This window comes from Nocardia abscessus, assembly GCF_015477775.1.
Classification (GTDB): Bacteria; Actinomycetota; Actinomycetes; order Mycobacteriales; family Mycobacteriaceae; genus Nocardia; species Nocardia abscessus_A.
Map to the genome: position 1 here is coordinate 163,263 of NZ_JADLQO010000016.1, position 17,090 is coordinate 180,352.

General features: G+C 70.5%; 17 protein-coding genes. 4 read left to right on the forward strand and 13 right to left on the reverse strand.

Annotation, left to right across the window (positions count from 1 at the left end; translation table 11 throughout):
* Positions 1 to 28 precede the first annotated feature (28 nt).
* Positions 29 to 1,564, reverse strand: coding sequence for an amino acid permease (locus IU450_RS31400; RefSeq protein WP_195153353.1), 1,536 nt, complete (start codon positions 1,562 to 1,564; stop codon positions 29 to 31).
* Positions 1,565 to 1,769: 205 nt separating this feature from the next.
* Here IU450_RS31400 and IU450_RS31405 point away from each other — a divergent pair, with 205 nt between their 5' ends.
* Positions 1,770 to 2,444 (forward strand): TetR/AcrR family transcriptional regulator, encoded by a 675-nt coding sequence (locus tag IU450_RS31405; protein ID WP_195153354.1) that lies wholly within the window; start codon positions 1,770 to 1,772, stop codon positions 2,442 to 2,444.
* Between the two features lie 3 nt (positions 2,445 to 2,447).
* Here the strand turns inward: IU450_RS31405 and IU450_RS40210 are convergent, their stop codons facing one another.
* From IU450_RS40210 to IU450_RS31440, 7 genes are all read right to left on the reverse strand, one after another.
* Positions 2,448 to 4,292 (reverse strand): TerD family protein, encoded by a 1,845-nt coding sequence (locus IU450_RS40210; RefSeq protein WP_228835406.1) that lies wholly within the window; start codon positions 4,290 to 4,292, stop codon positions 2,448 to 2,450.
* 77 nt (positions 4,293 to 4,369) lie between these two features.
* Positions 4,370 to 4,900 (reverse strand): hypothetical protein, encoded by a 531-nt coding sequence (locus IU450_RS31415; RefSeq protein ID WP_195153355.1) that lies wholly within the window; start codon positions 4,898 to 4,900, stop codon positions 4,370 to 4,372.
* Between the two features lie 102 nt (positions 4,901 to 5,002).
* A complete protein-coding gene (locus tag IU450_RS31420) occupies positions 5,003 to 5,803 on the reverse strand; it encodes a family 1 encapsulin nanocompartment shell protein (protein ID WP_195153356.1) in 801 nt (266 codons plus the stop codon).
* On the reverse strand, positions 5,800 to 6,858 hold the full coding sequence (locus tag IU450_RS31425; protein WP_195153357.1) for a Dyp-type peroxidase: 1,059 nt from the start codon (positions 6,856 to 6,858) through the stop codon (positions 5,800 to 5,802). The genes IU450_RS31420 and IU450_RS31425 overlap by 4 nt, the downstream gene beginning before the upstream one ends.
* A gap of 57 nt (positions 6,859 to 6,915) precedes the next feature.
* Complete coding sequence (locus tag IU450_RS31430; protein WP_195153358.1) at positions 6,916 to 7,242, reverse strand: cupin domain-containing protein; 327 nt, start codon at positions 7,240 to 7,242, stop codon at positions 6,916 to 6,918.
* A gap of 199 nt (positions 7,243 to 7,441) precedes the next feature.
* Entirely contained in the window at positions 7,442 to 7,948 is a 507-nt protein-coding gene (locus tag IU450_RS31435) for a dihydrofolate reductase (RefSeq protein WP_195153359.1), read from the reverse strand.
* Positions 7,945 to 8,772 (reverse strand): thymidylate synthase, encoded by an 828-nt coding sequence (locus IU450_RS31440; RefSeq protein ID WP_195153360.1) that lies wholly within the window; start codon positions 8,770 to 8,772, stop codon positions 7,945 to 7,947. The genes IU450_RS31435 and IU450_RS31440 overlap by 4 nt, the downstream gene beginning before the upstream one ends.
* Positions 8,773 to 8,882: 110 nt before the next feature.
* Between IU450_RS31440 and cobF the strand changes: the two genes are divergently transcribed.
* A complete protein-coding gene (gene cobF / locus IU450_RS31445; protein ID WP_195153361.1) occupies positions 8,883 to 9,626 on the forward strand; it encodes a precorrin-6A synthase (deacetylating) in 744 nt (247 codons plus the stop codon).
* A gap of 60 nt (positions 9,627 to 9,686) precedes the next feature.
* Positions 9,687 to 10,556 (forward strand): Fpg/Nei family DNA glycosylase, encoded by an 870-nt coding sequence (locus IU450_RS31450; RefSeq protein ID WP_195153362.1) that lies wholly within the window; start codon positions 9,687 to 9,689, stop codon positions 10,554 to 10,556.
* 9 nt (positions 10,557 to 10,565) lie between these two features.
* Here the strand turns inward: IU450_RS31450 and IU450_RS31455 are convergent, their stop codons facing one another.
* From IU450_RS31455 to IU450_RS31470, 4 genes are read right to left on the reverse strand one after another with little or no spacing between them, the layout of a single operon-like run.
* Entirely contained in the window at positions 10,566 to 12,074 is a 1,509-nt protein-coding gene (locus tag IU450_RS31455; protein ID WP_195153363.1) for a carboxylesterase/lipase family protein, read from the reverse strand.
* Between the two features lie 13 nt (positions 12,075 to 12,087).
* The gene (locus IU450_RS31460) at positions 12,088 to 13,524 is read right to left on the reverse strand and encodes a dihydrolipoyl dehydrogenase family protein (protein ID WP_195153364.1); all 1,437 of its coding nucleotides are present in this window, start codon (positions 13,522 to 13,524) and stop codon (positions 12,088 to 12,090) included.
* 8 nt (positions 13,525 to 13,532) lie between these two features.
* The gene (locus IU450_RS31465; protein ID WP_195035458.1) at positions 13,533 to 13,778 is read right to left on the reverse strand and encodes a DUF2630 family protein; all 246 of its coding nucleotides are present in this window, start codon (positions 13,776 to 13,778) and stop codon (positions 13,533 to 13,535) included.
* 10 nt (positions 13,779 to 13,788) lie between these two features.
* Positions 13,789 to 15,159, reverse strand: coding sequence for a PLP-dependent aminotransferase family protein (locus IU450_RS31470; protein WP_195153365.1), 1,371 nt, complete (start codon positions 15,157 to 15,159; stop codon positions 13,789 to 13,791).
* An 80-nt stretch (positions 15,160 to 15,239) separates the two neighbouring features.
* Here IU450_RS31470 and IU450_RS31475 point away from each other — a divergent pair, with 80 nt between their 5' ends.
* Entirely contained in the window at positions 15,240 to 15,914 is a 675-nt protein-coding gene (locus tag IU450_RS31475) for a pyridoxamine 5'-phosphate oxidase family protein (RefSeq protein WP_195153366.1), read from the forward strand.
* A gap of 184 nt (positions 15,915 to 16,098) precedes the next feature.
* On the opposite strand, the gene IU450_RS31480 is transcribed toward IU450_RS31475, so the two are convergent.
* Entirely contained in the window at positions 16,099 to 16,833 is a 735-nt protein-coding gene (locus IU450_RS31480) for an MspA family porin (protein WP_195153367.1), read from the reverse strand.
* Between the last annotated feature and the right edge of the window lie 257 nt (positions 16,834 to 17,090).

Consider the following 17,090-nt stretch of genomic DNA (forward strand, 5'->3'; position numbering starts at 1 on the left):
CGGGTGGTGCACCGCCGCACCGGGTCGCTCAGGCCGGTTGCGGTGCGGGCTCGCCGCTCGCGACGTCGCGTGACCAACCGACGACGAAGCGATGCACCACCACGCCGACGGACAGCACCAAGAGCACGAAAAGCGGTGCGGCCCAGCGCATCCACCACCCGCCGCCGTCCGGCGCGTAGACCTCCGCCCGCGGCCAGGCCAGGTTCACCACCATCGCGACCCCCCAGACCACGGCGAGCGCGTTGACCGGAATGCCGAACCGGCCCAGGCTGAACAGCCGCGCGTCGGTGTCCGCGTCCGGCAGACCGGTGAACCTGCGAACCAGCAGCGGCACCGTCACCAGCAGGTAGGCCAGGTACAGCGTGACGATGCAGACGCTTGCCAGCGTCGCGAAGATCGCGGCGTTGCCGAGATTGAGCACCAGCAGGCCGATGCCGAGCGCACCGATCACGACGGCGGGCAGCACCGGCGTGCCGTATCGCGGGTGCACGGCGGCAAGCCTGCCCGCGAACGGCAGCTTCCCGTCCCGTGCCATGGAGAACATCAGCCGTGAACCAGCCGTCTGGATCGCCAAGGTGCACACCGTGATCGCGACCGCGACGCAGCCGAGCAGCACCTTGCCCGCCGGGCTGTTCAGCTTCGCGGTGAGCACGTAGGCCAGTCCGTCGGAGGCCAGCGCACCGTCGGACAGGCTCGGCGCGGCCATCAGCGCGCCCAGCAGCATGAGCCCACCGCCCAGCGCCGAGACCGCCAGCGCGGTGAGGATGGTGCGCGGCGCCACGCGGCGCGGGTTCTTGGTCTCCTCGGAAAGCTCGCCCGCGGAATCGAATCCGACCATGACGTAAGCCGCCATCAGCCCGGACACCAGGAACGCGGCCCAGTAGGGTCCCGGCGCGGCCTGATCGGTCTGCAGCACCACACCGGGCCCGCGCTCGGTGCCGGTGAAGAACAGCGCGATGATCGCGAGGACGCCGACGATCTCGACGGTGACGCCGATCGAATTGATCCGCGCCATCAGATCGATGCCGAAAACGTTGATCAGCGTGGTGATCATGAGCAGGATGCTGCCGAGCAGCACGGCGTTGGTCGCGCCGGACGGCGAGCTGAGCGCGGTGTCCGTGCCGACGAGCTGGAATCCGCTCCAGATCGAGGGCAGTACCACCTGTAGGGCGATCGCCGCAGCGGCGGCCGTGACGATCTGCGCGATGATCATCATCCAGCCCGCGAACCAGCCGACGAGTTCGCCGCCGAGCCGTCGTGACCACTGGTAGATGCAGCCCGAGATCGGGTAGCGCGCGGCCAGTTCGGCGAAGTTCAGCGCGACGAGGAACTGCCCGGCGAAGACGATCGGCCAGGTCCAGAAGAAGGCGGCTCCGCCGAACGAATAGCCGAAGCCGAAGAACTGGAAGATCGTGGTGAGGATGGAGACGAACGAGAAGCCGGCCGCGAACGAGGCGTAGCGGCCGAGCTTGCGGTGCAGGACGGGCTGGTAGCCGAACCGGGCGAGGTCGGCGCCGTCGCCGCTGAGGTCGGAGGGCGGGGTGGGGGCGAGCGTGGTGGCCATGGGCGGTCCTTCGGCGTGCGGCCAATAACTATCAGGTGACAGTTTTGCGTCCGTGATCGCGCTTTCGGTGACCTCGATGTATCGCTTCCGGTACCTCCGGTAACTTTTGTGTTGCCGCTATTTCTATCAAGTGACAGGAAACGCACGCCGGCCGTTCACGCACGGCGCGGACGGCCGCCGCCCGCCCACCTGCCAGAATGGGACAGTGGCGAACCTCGGTCCCGGACGGCCGCGCGTCGAACAGCGACGCCGACGCGGATCGACGCCGCGCGCCGAGATCCTGGACGCCGCAGGCGAACTGTTCACCACCAACGGCTACGCCAACACCTCCACCCGCGCGATCGCCGACGCCGTCGGGATCCGGCAGGCTTCGCTCTACCACCATTTCGCGGCCAAGGACGACATCCTGGACGCGTTGCTCGCCGAAACCGTCGCCGCCCCGATCGAACTGGCGCAGCGGCTGCGCGCCGCGCCCGACCCGGCGCCGGTCCGGTTGTACGCGCTGGCCGTGTTCGACGTGCGGCAGCTGTGCGCCTCGCGCTGGAACCTCGGTGCGCTGTATCTGCTGCCGGAGCTGCGCACCGAGCGGTTCGCCGCCTTCCGCTTGCGCCGCGACGAATTGCGCGGGCAGTACGAGACTCTGGCCGCGCAGGTGCTCGCCGAGGGCGGCGCGCCGAGCGTGCCCGGCACGGAGTTGCTGCCGTTCCGCTTGGTGGAGACCGTGATCAGCATCCGCTCCGACGAGGGCGCCGCGCCCAGGTACGCGGAGCGGACCATCCCGGGGGCGGTGCTGCGCGCGCTCGGCTGGACCGGGGACCTCGACGCGATACGGGCGGAGGCGGTCGTCCTGCTGGACCGGCTGGCCGCCCCCGCTGTCTGAGCGTCAGGACTTGCCGGTGCCCCTTACCCAGTCCAGCCCCCAGTGGTACGCCTTGTCCACCTCGGTCACGCCCCAGCGCGGCCGGTTCGGCGGTGGCGGGACGAAGCGTCCTTCCCGGCGCAGCACCAGATCCGCGCCGGTGTTCTCGATGAGCACCAGCACCACATCCCTGGAGCCGTCCGTGCAACCGTCCACGGTCAGCTCGATCGGCGGCACGCCTGCCGGGTACAGCGCGGCGGTCGCCCGGATACCGCGGAAGTCGGCCGCGCCGTCGTAAAGGGTGGCGAAGACCAGTATTCGGCGGAACTCGGCGGTGTGGCCGAGATCGATCTCCAGGTTCTCCCCGGCGGCGCCGGTCCCGGAACGGTCGTCCGCGTCCAGCCGGATGAACGGCGGCCGCTCCAGCGAACCGAAGTCGCCGACCGGACGGATATCGCCCTTGCGGCCGTCGGCCAATTCCCAGAAGCAGCACAGGTCCAGATCCAGCGCGGCGCCCTCGCTCGTGCCCGACGGAGAAGTCCAACTCAGGTTGACCCGCATGATGCCGGAGGTCGCGCCCAGCGCGGTCAGCGACACCGAGGGGAAGTCCTCGGTCAGCGAGAGCTTGCCGGAAGACTGTCCGGTCGCCGCTACCCAGCCGGGAACGTTGCGTCCGTGCGGCACCGACTGTCCCGCTGGCATGTACGCGCCAGGTGGGTAGTACGCCGGGGGCGACGCGTGGTGCCCGGATGCCGGGTACCGGCCGGGTGGCGGGTAACTGCCGGGCGTGCTTTGACCGAAGGGCGCATACGAGCCCGGCGGTATCGGCTGCCCCGGTGGTGCGAAACCGCTCGGCGGTCCTGGGACTGGGCCGGAAGACCCGGATGAACCGGAGGGCGGTGCGTACCCACCCGGCGGGCCGTACTGACCATGTGGTGGTACGGCCTGGGCCTGCCATGTCGTCGCGCCGGACGGGTCGGGCTGGTGCGGCATCGTCTGTGGGCTCGGCGGGGCGGGCGGTGGTGTGTGACCGCCCGCCGGGGCGTACTGGCTGGTGCCTGGGCCGGTCGCCGGGCCGGACCGGTCGGGTTCGGTCATCGGTGGCGGCACGGCGGACTGACCGGTACCGGGACCCGGTGCGGAGACCGATGGCGGCTGTCCAGCGAACGGCGGTGAGGGTGTGCCGGGCGGTGATGGGACCTGGTGCGGGTCGGTGGAGCCGGTCCCGGGAACGGGCGCGACGAGCCGACCCGGCTCCGGCGGCACCGGTGCGGTCGGTGGCGGTGGCGGCGTGAACTCGTGCGGCGGCGCGGGGGGCGGTGGCGGTGGCGTGTATTCGTGGGGCGGGGCCGGCGCGTCGTCCACGGCGATGCCGTAGTCGGCGGCAAGGGCGGCCAGACCCGACGTGTACCCCTGGCCCACCGCGCGGAACTTCCACCCGCCGTCGCGCCGGTACAGCTCGCCGAGCACCACCGCGGTCTCGCTGGTCGCGCCGATGCCGTCGAAGCGGGCGAGCTCCGCTCCGGTTCCCGCGTCCACGACGCGCACGAACAGTCCCTCCAGCAGTCCGACCGTGCCGCCCTCGGTGGACGCCGCGATCACGATGCCGTCGATCTGCGATTCGATCTGCGCCAAGTCCGCGGACAGCACGTCCAGCACGATCGATCCCGGCCGCTTGCCTTCGTGCCGGACCGCGCCGGAGGGGTGGGCGGGCTGGTTGTAGAAGACGAAATCGCGGTCGGAGCGCACCTTTCCGGACACCACGAGCAGTGCGGAGGCATCGGCGTCCGGCGCACCCGCCCCGGCGCGCCGGCCCACTTCGATCCGGACGGCGGAACTCGGCACCGGCACGTTGGCGCCCTTCGGCATGGACACGTCTGTCAACGTAACCGAAACCGGCGTACGGCGTCTCGCATCCGCGCGCTCTGCCGGACGCCGACGCGGTCTCAGTGCGTCGGCGGCGCGATCTGCCAGTGTTCCTGCAGTGCCCCCGCGATCTGCGGCAGCACGGTCACCGGAATCCGCTTGTGCCGCAGAATCGCCCGGATCTCCGTCACCTGGTCGCGTTTGCGCAGGTCGTAAGCGCCCGCGACCGGGCGGACCACCGGCGGGATGGACAGCAGGACCAGTTCGCCGTGCGGTTCGTCGCCACCGGACAGATCCAGCGCCAGCGACCAGCGGGCGCGCTCGTCGAGCGTGAACCGCCCGGCCACCACCCGGTCCCACGGGATGCTGGAGACCGTCCACGGCGTGCGCCGGTAGATGGCGTGGTCGGTGAGCACGATCGCGTCTCTGGTGAACAGCGCGGCCAGCACCGCGATTCCGACGACGGCCCCGGCCAGCAGGCCGGTGAACACCCGGTTCACCCCGAACGCGACGACGAACGAGCCACAGATCGTGACGGTCGCCAGGACGCCGAACACGCTGTAGAGCGCGGCGCGCTGGGTCGGGACCACACCTGCCCGCACCGTTGTCATCTCACCTACCTGCCTCGGGCGCATCTCCGGCTCAGGCTACCGCCTCGCGCACCGGCGCACACCTGGCCGTTTCCCAGCTGTGGCCGATGCGACGGGCGGTGCTCAGACGTTCAGCGGGACCGCGGCCTCGGCGGTGTACACCAGGAACGTCAGGCTCTGCTGGAAGTACAGCTGGACCGACGTGCTGTCGTGCGACAGGTAGCCGATGGACAGGTCCTGGCCGATGCGCAGATCGAAGTCGCCGCCGCGGGTGGTGAGCAAGATCGCGCCGTCGATGGCGGGCGCCCAGATGATCTCGCCTTCCGGGATCAGGCGCTCGATGTGCGTGCGGATCATGTGGCCGTGGTCGGAGGTCTCGCTCACCGCCGTGTACAGCTCGGCGCTGAGCAGCACCGAGTACGGCCCGTCGACACCGGCCAGCCGCAGGGCGCTCAGCGCCTGCGCGATCGCCTCGGGTACCAGCCGGGTGTCGCCGGGCAGCGTGATCGGCTCGTTGGACGAGCTGGCGCGGATGCCGGTGATCTGCGCGGCCGGGTACCCCTCGAAGATCGCGCGGTCCTCGGCGAACGCGATCTTCTTGGCGGCGTCCTTCACCGGGTCCAGGTCGGCGTCCTGGGCGCCGCGCTCCACATTGTCGAGTTCCTCGCGGGAGAGCGTGAACGGCACGCGCAGTTCGATCAGCGGCGCGACCACCCGTTGCCGGGCGAAGACCCCGGCGTCGGGCGAGTCGATCGCCGTGGTGTGCCCCGTGCTCACCGCGGAGTAGTCGATGCCGTGCGGGCCGGACAGGTCGACGACGCGACGGCCCGCGATGTGCCGCTTGAAGGTGCGCGTCGCCTCCTCCTCGATGGCCGCCCACGCCTCGGCGGTGATCGGCGCCAGTTCGCGATGGAGGTTGTTCATGACCGGGTGCTCCTTTTCAACGAGCCGATACCGAGGGCGCCGTCGCCCGTGGGCGCGGCGGTGCCGGGCAGATCCGCTGGACCGGCGCCGTCGGTGTCCACGGACACCGCGGGTTCCGCCGTTTCCCACGGCGCCGGTGGCAGATCGTCGAGGAAATCGACGGTGGGTGCGAAGAACGAGGTGCCGGTGAGGGCGACGGAGAAATCCAGGATGCGGTCGTAGGCGGCCTCGTCGGTGCCGAGGAACATGCGGGTGAGCATGCGTTCGGTGACGCTCGGCGTGGCCGCGTAGGCGATGTAGTAGGTACCGAACACGCCCTCGCGCACGCTGCCGAAGGGCATGTTGCCGCGCAGGATCTGGCGTTCCGTGCCGTCCGGATCGATCAGCGTGTTGACCTCGACGTGCGAGTCGGCGGGCTTGATCTCGTCGGGGAGCTCGAAATCGTCCAGCTTGGTGCGGCCGATCACCCGCTCCTGCTCCTCGACCGACAGCGCGCGCCAGTCCGCCAGCGGATGGGTGTACTTCTGCACGATGACGTAGCTGCCGCCGGTGAACCGCGGGTCTTCCTCGCCCACCAGCGCGGCCGCGGCGGCCGCACGGCCCTCCGGGTTCTCGGTGCCGTCCACGAAGCCGAGCAGGTCGCGCTGCTCGAAGTAGCGGAAGCCGACGGTCTCGTCCACGATCGTCCCCGCGCCCGCGAGCCGGTCGGCGATGGCCATGGCCAGTTCGAAACAGGCGTCCTGCACCTCGGACTTGAGGTGGAACAGCAGGTCGCCCGGTGTCGCGGGCGCGGTGTGGCGTGCGCCCACGTAACCGGGGAACGGATGCAGCTCAGCGGGTTTCGGCCCGGCGAAGAGCCGGTCCCACGCGTCGGAGCCGATCGACGTGACGCAGGTCAGGTTCGCCCCCGGCAGGCGAAAGCCCACCGACCGGCGCAGGCCGGTGATGTCGGCGAGCAAATCGCGGACCGCTGCCTCGCCACCCTCGTCGATCGTGGCGACCAAGAAGATCGCGGACGGCGTGAGCGGTTCGAGGATCGGCTGCGGCTCACCCATGATCGACACCCTAACGCCCGGCCGGTCCGGCCGCGGTGCGGACCCGCGCCGTGGCGACTACATCGCCACGGTCAGCAGGAACGCGACGTCGTCGATCGCCTTGACGCTGTGGCGGGCCTTGGGGACCACGATCAGGTCGCCCGCGGAGCCCTTCCACTCGTTGGCGCCGCTGATCAGGATCAGGGTGCCGCTGAGCACCAGCAAGGTCGCCTCGCCCGTGTTGTCGTGCTCGGCCAGGCTCTGCCCGGCCGTCAGGCCGACCACCGTCTGCCGCAGCGAGTGCGCATGGCCGCCATAGAGTGTCTGTGAACTGCGTCCGCTCGTGGCGACGGCTGCCAGCTTCAGCTGCTGGCGCGCTACCGCAGTCAGCGATTTCTTTTCCATGGGTCGCCTTTCGCAGATCACCACAGCCGATGCCGGGCTGGTGGCAACGGCTCGAGGCGTCCGACCGGACACGGGTCCGATCGCCGTATAACGAGGAGTATGCCCGAGTCGGCCGCGGTGCGGGCCGGGTTTGACCGGCCCCGCCGCTGGGGGCGGCGTTCCCGGGGCCGACGCGGCGTGGCGTCGACGGCTGCGAGCGTCAGGCGGGTCGCTCGCGCACGTAGTGCCTGATGCGGAACCGCAGACCGGTGGCCGAGGTCCGCCAGGGCTCCGGGTCGTCCGGTCGCCACTGCGGCCCGATCGGCGGCGCGAAGGCGTCGCCCTCGACCGCGGTGTCGATCTCGGTGACGCGCAGGTCGGTTGCGAATTCCAGTGCGGCGCGGTAGATCTCACCGCCACCGGCGACCCAGACGGTGTGCGGGGCGCACCGGGCCAGCGCCTCGGACACCGACGCCGCGCGCTCGGCGCCTTCGGCCGACCAGTCCGGCTGCCTGGTCACCACGATATTGCGCCGCCCGGCCAGCGGCCGGAACCGCGGCGGCAGCGAATCCCAGGTCTTTCGGCCCATCACCACGCAATGTCCCCAGGTGACGTCCTTGAACTGCGCCATGTCCTCGGGCAACCGCCACGGGATGGTGTTGCGCAACCCGATCACCCCGTCCAGGGTCTGCGCCCAGATCAATCCGATCGTGCGGCTCTTGCTCACACCGCCACCGGAGCTTTGATGGCCGGGTGGTGCCGGTAGTCGACCACTTCCACGTCTTCGTAGCGGTAGTCGAACAGCGTCGGCGCGGGACGCAGCCGCAATGTGGGAAACGGGTAGGGGTCGCGACTGAGCTGCTCGGCGACCTGGTCGAGATGGTTGTCGTAGACGTGGCAGTCGCCGCCGGTCCAGATAAAGTCGCCCGGCGTCAGCTCGGCCTGCTGGGCGACCATGTGGGTCAGCAGCGCGTAGCTGGCGATATTGAACGGCACGCCCAGGAACAGGTCGGCGCTGCGCTGGTAGAGCTGGCAGGACAGTTTGCCGTCGGCCACATAGAACTGGAAGAACGCGTGGCAAGGCGCCAGCGCCATCTTGTCCAGGTCGGCCACGTTCCACGCGGAGACGATGATGCGCCGGGAGTCCGGGTCAGTGCGCAGGGTTTGCAGCACCTGGGAGATCTGGTCGATGTGGGTGCCGTCCGGCGTCGGCCATGACCGCCACTGCACGCCGTAGACCGGCCCGAGTTCGCCGTTCGCGTCGGCCCATTCGTCCCAGATGGACACGCCGTGGTCGCGCAGCCAGCCGACGTTGGAGTCGCCGCGCAGGAACCACAGCAACTCGTAGACGATCGACTTCAGGTGGACTTTCTTCGTGGTGATCAGCGGAAACCCGGCCGAGAGGTCGTAGCGCAACTGGTGACCGAAGATGCTGCGGGTTCCCGTCCCGGTGCGATCGGCTTTCTTCGTGCCGGACGCCAGTACCAGCCGCAGCAGGTCTTCGTACTGGGTGTCGGGGGCGAAAGCCGGATCGAGCGCGTCATGAGCCACGCCTCGCCACTCTAGTCGTCGCCCTCGCCGAGCTCGGCGAGCCGGATCGGCCGCGTCCCCGTCGCCGCCCGGCCCCGGTAGTCCACCGCCCACCTGGCAAGCTCGAACCCATGCGCAAGCTCTACGTGATCGGCATCGGCGCCGGTGATCCCGACCAGGTCACCGTACAGGCGATCAAGGCGATGCGCCGGGTCGAGACGTTCTTCGTGATCGGCAAGGGCGAGGCCAAGCGGGAGCTGGTCGACGTGCGGACCGCGATCCTCGACGCGCACATGGACCGGCCGTACCGGATCGTGCCGATCGCCGACCCGCCGCGCGACCGGACGCCCGCCGACTACCTCGACGTGGTCGACGACTGGCACGATCGCCGCTCGGCGCTGCTGGAGTCGGCGTTCGCCGCGGCCGACGGCGTCGGCGGCATCCTGGTCTGGGGCGATCCCGCGCTGTACGACAGCACGCTGCGCATGGTCGAACGGGTGCTCGCCCGTGGCGTGGTGCACTTCGAGCACGAGGTCGTTCCCGGCATCACCAGTGCCCAGGCGCTGGCCGCGCGGCATCGGATCGTGCTGCACGGAATCGGTGAACCGGTGTGCATCACCACCGGCCGCCGCTTGCGCGAGGAGGGACTCGGCGCGGAGAACGCGCTGGTGATGCTGGACGGCGAGTGCTCGTTCACGGCGATCGCGGACGAGAACGTGCACATCTGGTGGGGCGCCTATCTCGGTATGCCGGACGAGACGCTGATCGAGGGGCCGCTGCCGGCGGTGCGGGAGCGGATCGTCCGCCGCCGCGCCGAGCTGCGCGAGCGCAAGGGCTGGATCATGGACATCTACCTGCTGCGCCGCGGCGCGTGAGCCGCACGGCGCCGCGCGAGAACCGGGAGGTTGTCGGCGGGGCTGGGTAGTCTGGTCCCCGTGCCAGAGCTACCGGAAGTGGAGGCGTTGGCGCAGTTCCTGCGGGAGCATGCGGTCGGCGCCGTGGTCGGCCGTGTCGACGTGGCCGCGCTGAGCGCCGTCAAGACCTTCGAGCCTGCCGTCACCGCGCTGTCCGGCCGAGACGTCACCGGTGCGGGGCGCTGGGGGAAATTCCTCGGGATGGAATGCGACGGGCTGTGGCTCGTCACGCATCTGTCGCGCGGCGGATGGCTGCGCTGGATCGATGAACCGAGCCCGACGCCGCCCAAGCCGGGCGGCAAGAGCCCGCTGGCGTTGCGGGTGCATTTCTTCACGCCCGAAGGGGCGACGCCCGCGTTCGACCTGACCGAGGCGGGCACCAAGAAGCGGCTGGCGGTGTACGTCGTGGAGGATCCGAAGGCGGTGCCCGGCATCGCCCGGCTCGGTCCCGACGCGCTGGAAGTGACGGAGGCGCAGTTCGCCGACATCCTGGGCGGCACTTCGCAACGGATCAAAACCGCGCTCGTCGACCAGACGCTGCTGGCAGGCGTCGGCAACGCGTACTCCGACGAGATCCTGCACACCGCGCGGATCTCGCCGTTCGCGAACACGAAGACCTTGCCCGCCGACAAGGTTGCCGAGCTCTACACCGCCATGCGTGACGTGCTCACCGACGCGGTAGGCCGCTCGGTCGGCCAGGACGCCGCCCGCCTCAAGGGCGAGAAGCGCTCCGGCATGCGGGTGCACGCCCGGACCGGGCTGGCCTGCCCGGTCTGCGGCGACACCGTCCGCGAGGTCGCCTACGCCGAGCGGTCGTTCCAGTACTGCCCCACCTGTCAGACCGGCGGCAAGATCCTCGCGGACCGGCGGATGTCGCGGTTGCTGAAGTAGCCGCCCGGCTCAGGTCACCGTGGGTACCCGCACGCCTTGCCACGCGAGTCGCTTGGCCCGGTCCGGATCGTGTTCCACCCGGGTGGGGTAGTCGATGATCAGCGTGGACCTGCGGGCCTCGGTGTAGGCGGGCCAGGACGGCAGCGGGGCTCCGGTGCGCGCGAAAGCCAGCCAATTGTCCTGGAACTGGTCGGTGACCGCGCGCAGTCCGCGCCGTCCGCCCGCGGCGGTGACGGCCCGGCCGATCGGGGTGTCGCCGACGCCGAAGACCGCGATGAGATCGGTGGCGTGCGTGGCACCGAGCCCGGCCAGGTGCAGCGCGCGCGGGGCGTAGTCGTATCGGTAGGCGTAGGTCGGCGCGTGCCTGCTGTGGCCTTCCATGACGGTCAGCGAAGGACGCCAGAAGGTGTAGTCGCCGCCCGCCTGCACCGCGGCCTTCGGCATGGGATACCCGGGATAGGCCGCGGCGATCCGGGATTCGGCCTCGGCGGAGCGGCCGAGCGCGGAGCGCAGCCGCTGCGGCGTGGTGGGCAGTTCGTCGGCGAACCTGGCGAAGAGCGTGCCTTCGTCCCGGTTCGTGCCGATGATCAGCGGAACCTTGTGGGCGGAGCCGTCGCTGATCGCGTCGACGGGGGAGCGCGGCAGGAACTCGCCGTCCACGACCGGACAGGCGGGGAAGACGCCCGGCTGTTCCCGCAGCACCTGGGCGATGGTGCGGTCGACGGCGCGGCGGATGTCGTTGGGGGCCGCGGTGCGCAGCGCGGTGTGCGCGGTGTCCGGCGTGGCGCCCAGCGCGGCGACACAACGGCGCGCGAAGCCGCGCGCCTCCTCGGCGGTCATCGCCCAGTCGGCGGGCGGGCTCTGCGAAATCGCCCGATGGAACAGGCCCTCGGCCGCTGGGGTGGCCAGGAGACCGAGCACGGCGTGCGCACCCGCGGACTCGCCGAAGATCGTCACGTTGCCGGGGTCGCCGCCGAAGGCCGCGATGTTGGTCTGCACCCACTTCAGGGCGGCGAGTTGATCGCGCAATCCGAGGTTCGCGTCGAACGGATGCTCGGCGGTGCCGAACTCACTGAAGTCGACATAGCCGAACGCGCCCAACCGGTAGTTCAGCGACACCACCACCACGTCACCGCGCACCGCCAGCCGCGCGCCGGAATACAGCCCGAGCGCCGAGGTCCCGATCAGGTAGCCGCCGCCGTGGATGAAGACCAGCACCGGTCGCGGGCCCGCCGCCGCGGTCGCGGGCGCGGTGACATTCAGTGTCAGAGCGTCCTCGCTGGTCGGCTGGTAGGCGCGCGGCCCGATCCGCGCCCCGGAGCGGTGCTGCATCGCCGCGGAGGTGAATTCCGTCGCCGCCCGCACGCCGGACCACGGTTCGACCGGCTGTGGAGCGCGAAATCGCAGGTCCCCGATCGGAGGAGCCGCGTAGGGAATGGACCGCCAGCGCAGTACGCGGCGGCCCCTGCGGCCGCGGACGATTCCGTCGGCGGTCGCGATATCCGTTGTTGCCACCATTTTCAAATGGTAGCTATGAGCGGCGCGCCTCCAACAGTCGCAGCCAGAACTCGCTGACCGCAGGGAAGGCTGGCACCGCGTGCCAGAGCGTGGCCAGTGGCACCCCGCCGACCACCGCGATCGTCGCCGCGTGCAATTGCTCGCCCACCTCGGGGCCGACGAAGGTCGCGCCCAGCAGCGTGTCGGTCGCGCTGTCGATCACCAGCTTCGCGCGGCCTGCGTAGTCGTCGCGGGACAGCGACGACCCGGCCACGGCGATGTCGAGTTCGACGGTCTCGACCGGATGGCCGGCGTCCCTGGCCGCGGCTTCGGTCAGACCGACGGAGGCGACCTCGGGTGCGGTGAACACCACCTGCGGCACTTTGCCGTGGTCGGAACTCGCGACGAACCGCGGGTCGTCCAGCGGCCTGCCCTCGGCCCGCGCCGCGATCACGTCGCCGCAAACCCGGCCCTGGTACTTGCCCATATGCGTGAGCGCGGCGCGGTGGTTGAGGTCGCCGACCACATACAGCCACTCGCCCTCGACGTCGCGCGCGGTGAGGTGGTCGTCCACCGCGACATACCCGTCCGACAGCCCGACCGTGTCCAGGCCGAGGCCCGCCACGGCGGGCGCGCGTCCGGCCGCCACCACGAGCTCGTCCACCTCGAGAGCCGACTCGCCTTCGGGACCGCGCAGCCGGATCATGACCGGACCGCCGTGGATCCGGCCTTCACCGGTGTCCTTCGTGGCCGGGCGCTCGACGGCGGCGGGCGCGGTACCGAAGCGCACCCGCACGCCGGCGTCGGTCAGCGCCGCCGCCACCCGATCGCGCGCGAACGGTTCGGCCGCGGCCAGCAGCGCCGAGCCGCGCACCAGCAGGGTGACCTCGGCCCCGAGCGAGGCCAGCCAGGTCGCCGCCTCGGCGGCCACCACGCCGCCGCCGACCACGGCGACCCGGCGCGGTACCTCGTGCAGATTGGTGACATCGCGCGACGTCCACGGCAGCGCGGAACGCAGGCCCGGTACGTCGGGGATGTTCGCGGTGGTGCCGGTGGCCAGCACGACCGCATGCCCGGCGCGCAGCTGCCGCCCGTCGACCTCCACCGAGCGCGCACCGGTCAGGCGGCCGGTGCCGCGCACGACGTCGATGCCACTGCCGCGGGCCCAGTCGACCTGCGCGGAATCGTCGTGTTCGTGCACGAAGGCGTCGCGGCGCCGCAGCACCGCCTCGATGTCGAGGCCGGTGGCCGAAACACCCGGCATCGCCCGCGCGGCCGCAAGGACATGGCCCGGACGCAACAGCGCTTTGCTCGGAACGCAGGCCCAATAGGAGCATTCGCCGCCCACGAGTTCACGCTCCACGATGGCGGCCGTGCGGTCGCTGCCCGCGATGGCGTAGGCGGCGGCGTTCTCACCGGCGGGTCCGCCACCGATCACGATGACGTCGTAGTCGGTCGCTGTGCTCGACATCGCCGCGCCTACTGCAGGTAGCCTTCGACCTGCGAGACCGAATTCGCCTGTACCCCGTCCGGGGATTCGCCCAGGTCGATCCGCGCCCGGCGATGGCGGAGCAGGTCCCAGGCCTGATCCAGCATCACTTCGAGTTCGGCCAGCCGCTGGCGTTCGGTCTTCGGGTCCAACTCGCCGTGGGTGGCCTGCGAGCGCAGCTGATGTTCCTGGTCGACCAGTTCCTTGATGCGGGCCAAGATGTCCTGTTCGCTCATGCGGACCATGCTACGGCCGGGCGAGGCACTCGGCGGCCAAAGGAACGGCCGCGGTGAGCTCCGGCCACGACAGGGCCGTGTAGCCGAGCGCGACGCCGAAGTGCGCGCGGCGCGATCCGAGGTGATACCTGGCCAAACCGTCGAGCGCGACACCGCGCGTCTGCCCCGCGGCGACCACGCGCCGCTCGGCCTCGGCCGACTCCACCGGCACGACGACATGCGAACCCGCGTCGTCGCCGAGCACGCCGAGCCCGCGGCGGCGCAATTCGGTCACCACCAGCATCCGGCGCGGTGGCAGCGCGCGGCGCAGCCTGCGAAGGTGCCTGGCCAGGTCACCGTGTGCGGCCAAGGCGAGCAGCACCCGCTGGCCCGCCGGGCTCGGGCCGGTGCCGGTGCGCTCCCGGTGGGCCAGCACCGCCTCGGCGACGGCCGGAGCGGCCAGCAGCCAGCCGACCCCGAGGGCGGGGGAGAGGATCTTGCTCGTCGTGCCCAAGTGAACGACGACATCGGGAGCCATGGTGACGAGCAACGGCAGCGGGGCGGTGTCGTAGCGCAATTCCCCGTCGTAGTCGTCTTCGATGACAAAGATCCCGGATCGCCGCGCATGCTCGACCAGCTCGACCCGCCGCGCCGCGGGCATGCGCGCGCCGAGCGGGAACTGATGCGCAGGCGTGCAGTACACCGCTTCGATCCGGGGCGGCAGCAGATCGACGCGCAGGCCCTTCTCGTCCACCGGGACGGGAAGGACGTCGACTCCTGCCGCCGCGAAGGCGCCCGCGGCGCGCTGGTAGCCCGGGTCCTCCATGGCCACGGCAGCGCCCGGGCGCAGCAGCGCCGCAGCCAATTCGCCTACGGCGGAACTGGTTCCGGCGGTGGCGAGCAGCAGTGTGTCGCTGCCCGCCCCGATCCCGCGGTGGCGCAGCAGATGCTCGGTGACCGCCGTCCGGAATTCCGGCTCGCCCGCGCGGTCCTTGCGCACGAGCGGCGGATGATCCGCGGCGGCACGCCAGGCGCGACGCCACGCGGCCGGGTCGATGGCATCGATGCAGGGAGCTCCCGGGGACAGGTCGAACAGCCGCGGCGCGGGGGCGGTGTCGTGGCGGGCATCGGCGCGGGCGGGCGCCGCGGCAGGCGCGGTCGTCAGATAGGTGCCGGAGCCGCGTCTGCCGGTGATCCAGCCTTCCGCGTGCAGTTGGTCGTAGGCGGCGGCGACCACGGTGCGGCTCACGCCGAGCCGCTCGGCCAGCGCGCGGGTGGACGGCAGGCGGTCGCCGCTGCGCAGCGGTCCGGTGGTCGCGGCACGGCGCACTTGGTCGGCGATCTGCACCGACAGCGGTTGCGTCAGCTCACGATCGAGGGCGAGGGGAAGGTCCTCCAGCACGGTTTCTCCTCGAAGTGGACCGCCGAAATTTGCTTGAATTGGCACTTTGATAATGCCATTCGCGGCCCGATGCTGGGTCCATGACCGAGACAGTCAGCCCACGGACTCCACTCTCGCCGACATCGCGCAGCACGCCGACCAGGTTGACCGACCGCGCCAGGACCGATCGCGCCGACCTGGACGCGGTACTCGACGCCGGGCTGATCTGCCACCTCGGTGTGCTGCTCGGCGGCACGCCGGTCGTGCTGCCCACCGCATACGGCCGCGACGGTGACACGCTCTACCTGCACGGTTCCACCGGCGCGGGAAACATGCGCGCGGCACTCGCCGCCGACATCTCGGTAGCGGTGACTCTGGTGGACGGCGTGGTCTACGCGCGTTCGGCCATGCACTTCTCGATGAACTACCGCTCGGCGGTCGTGCTCGGGCGCGCTCGCGAGGTGACCGACCACGAAGAACGCGTGCACGGACTGCGCGTGATCGTCGAGCACGCCGCACCCGGCTCGTGGTCGCGGGTGCGGCCGCCCAGCAAGAAGGAGCTCGCCGCGACCGAAGTGCTCGCCCTGGATCTCACCGAGGCATCGGTGAAGATCCGCGAAGGCGGCCCCAGGGACGACGAGGCCGACATCGAGGCGGGCGGCGTCTGGGCGGGCGTCCTTCCCCTGCGCCAGGTATGGGACTCCGCCATCGACTCCCCGGACCTCGCGCCTGGCATCCGCGTCCCCGCCGACGTGCTCCAGCGCGCCGACTCCTGAGCACCTCTCACGTACTTCGCACCGTCCGGCTCGATCCTCCGTACCGGCCAGAGCGGGCGCGGGAGGCCGAGCGGCGGTGCGAAGTACGAATCGGCGGTCGTAGACGAGCGCGGAATCACACCGCGCCCGGTTCCGAAGTTTCGAAATGCGTTGTGCTGAATCTCCTGTGCTGTGCGGCGCGGGTTCAGAAGACGAATTGGGGACCGTAGCCCGTCGTTTGCGCAATACCGTTGCGGGCCTCGGCGCGGACGGTGATGAATGGCATCGCGGAGGCGGGGGAAAGGCATCCGTTGACGTTCAGCGGGGTATTGCTGTGCGCGAAGGTGAAGGGGAACGTCGACTCCTCGTCGAGGTCCGCCTCGGCGATCACCGCCGCGGTCACGCTGCCGGGCGCCAGATTCACGGTGATCTCACCGCCGAGTTCGCCGTTGACGCCGAAGGTGGTGTCCGCGCCGAGGGCGATGACGGGAGCGACGATCACCGGCAACTCCTCGAGCATTCCGTGTTCGTTGAATCCGCCGAAATCGATTCCACCCAATTCGATGACGATGCCGGGCGTGAATTCGACACCGGCGCCGACGGCCCCGGCGATGGACACCGAGATGCCGTCGGAAATGTCCACCGCACAGCCGATCAGATATCCGGCGACGATCTGTCCGCCACGCATCGCCGCGGCGCCGTCGGAAACGACCGAAAAGTCTCCGGATACCTTGACCGCGTGCGCGAACGGAACTCCCAACGCGACGTCACCGCCGGGTACGACGTTGTTGTAGTCCACCGACGCGATCAGATGTAGCCCGCGGGTGCCGACCTCCCCCGGCTCGGCCCCCGCCACGGTATCGGACACGGCGAAAGAGCCGGTAGCGGCGACGATTACCGCGATGATCGCGGCGAGAGTACGCGAATGCTTGCGGTTCATCATGCTCCAGTCGAGTATCGATCGAATCGGAACTTCGTACGCGAACGGACTCGCACGGCAAATGGGTCGTCGCGGACTCCATTCGGCGTGCGCGGCAGTGAGACTCTATCCGGCGGCGCGGCTCGCGGCGGTGAGGCGCCGACACGGCGAGTCGGCCGGCGCGACCGGTGGACGGTCGTCGTCGGCATCGCGCCGACCACCGGGATCGGCGAAGGAACAATTGGACTTAATACCAGATTGCCAAAAATTCGCCAGAA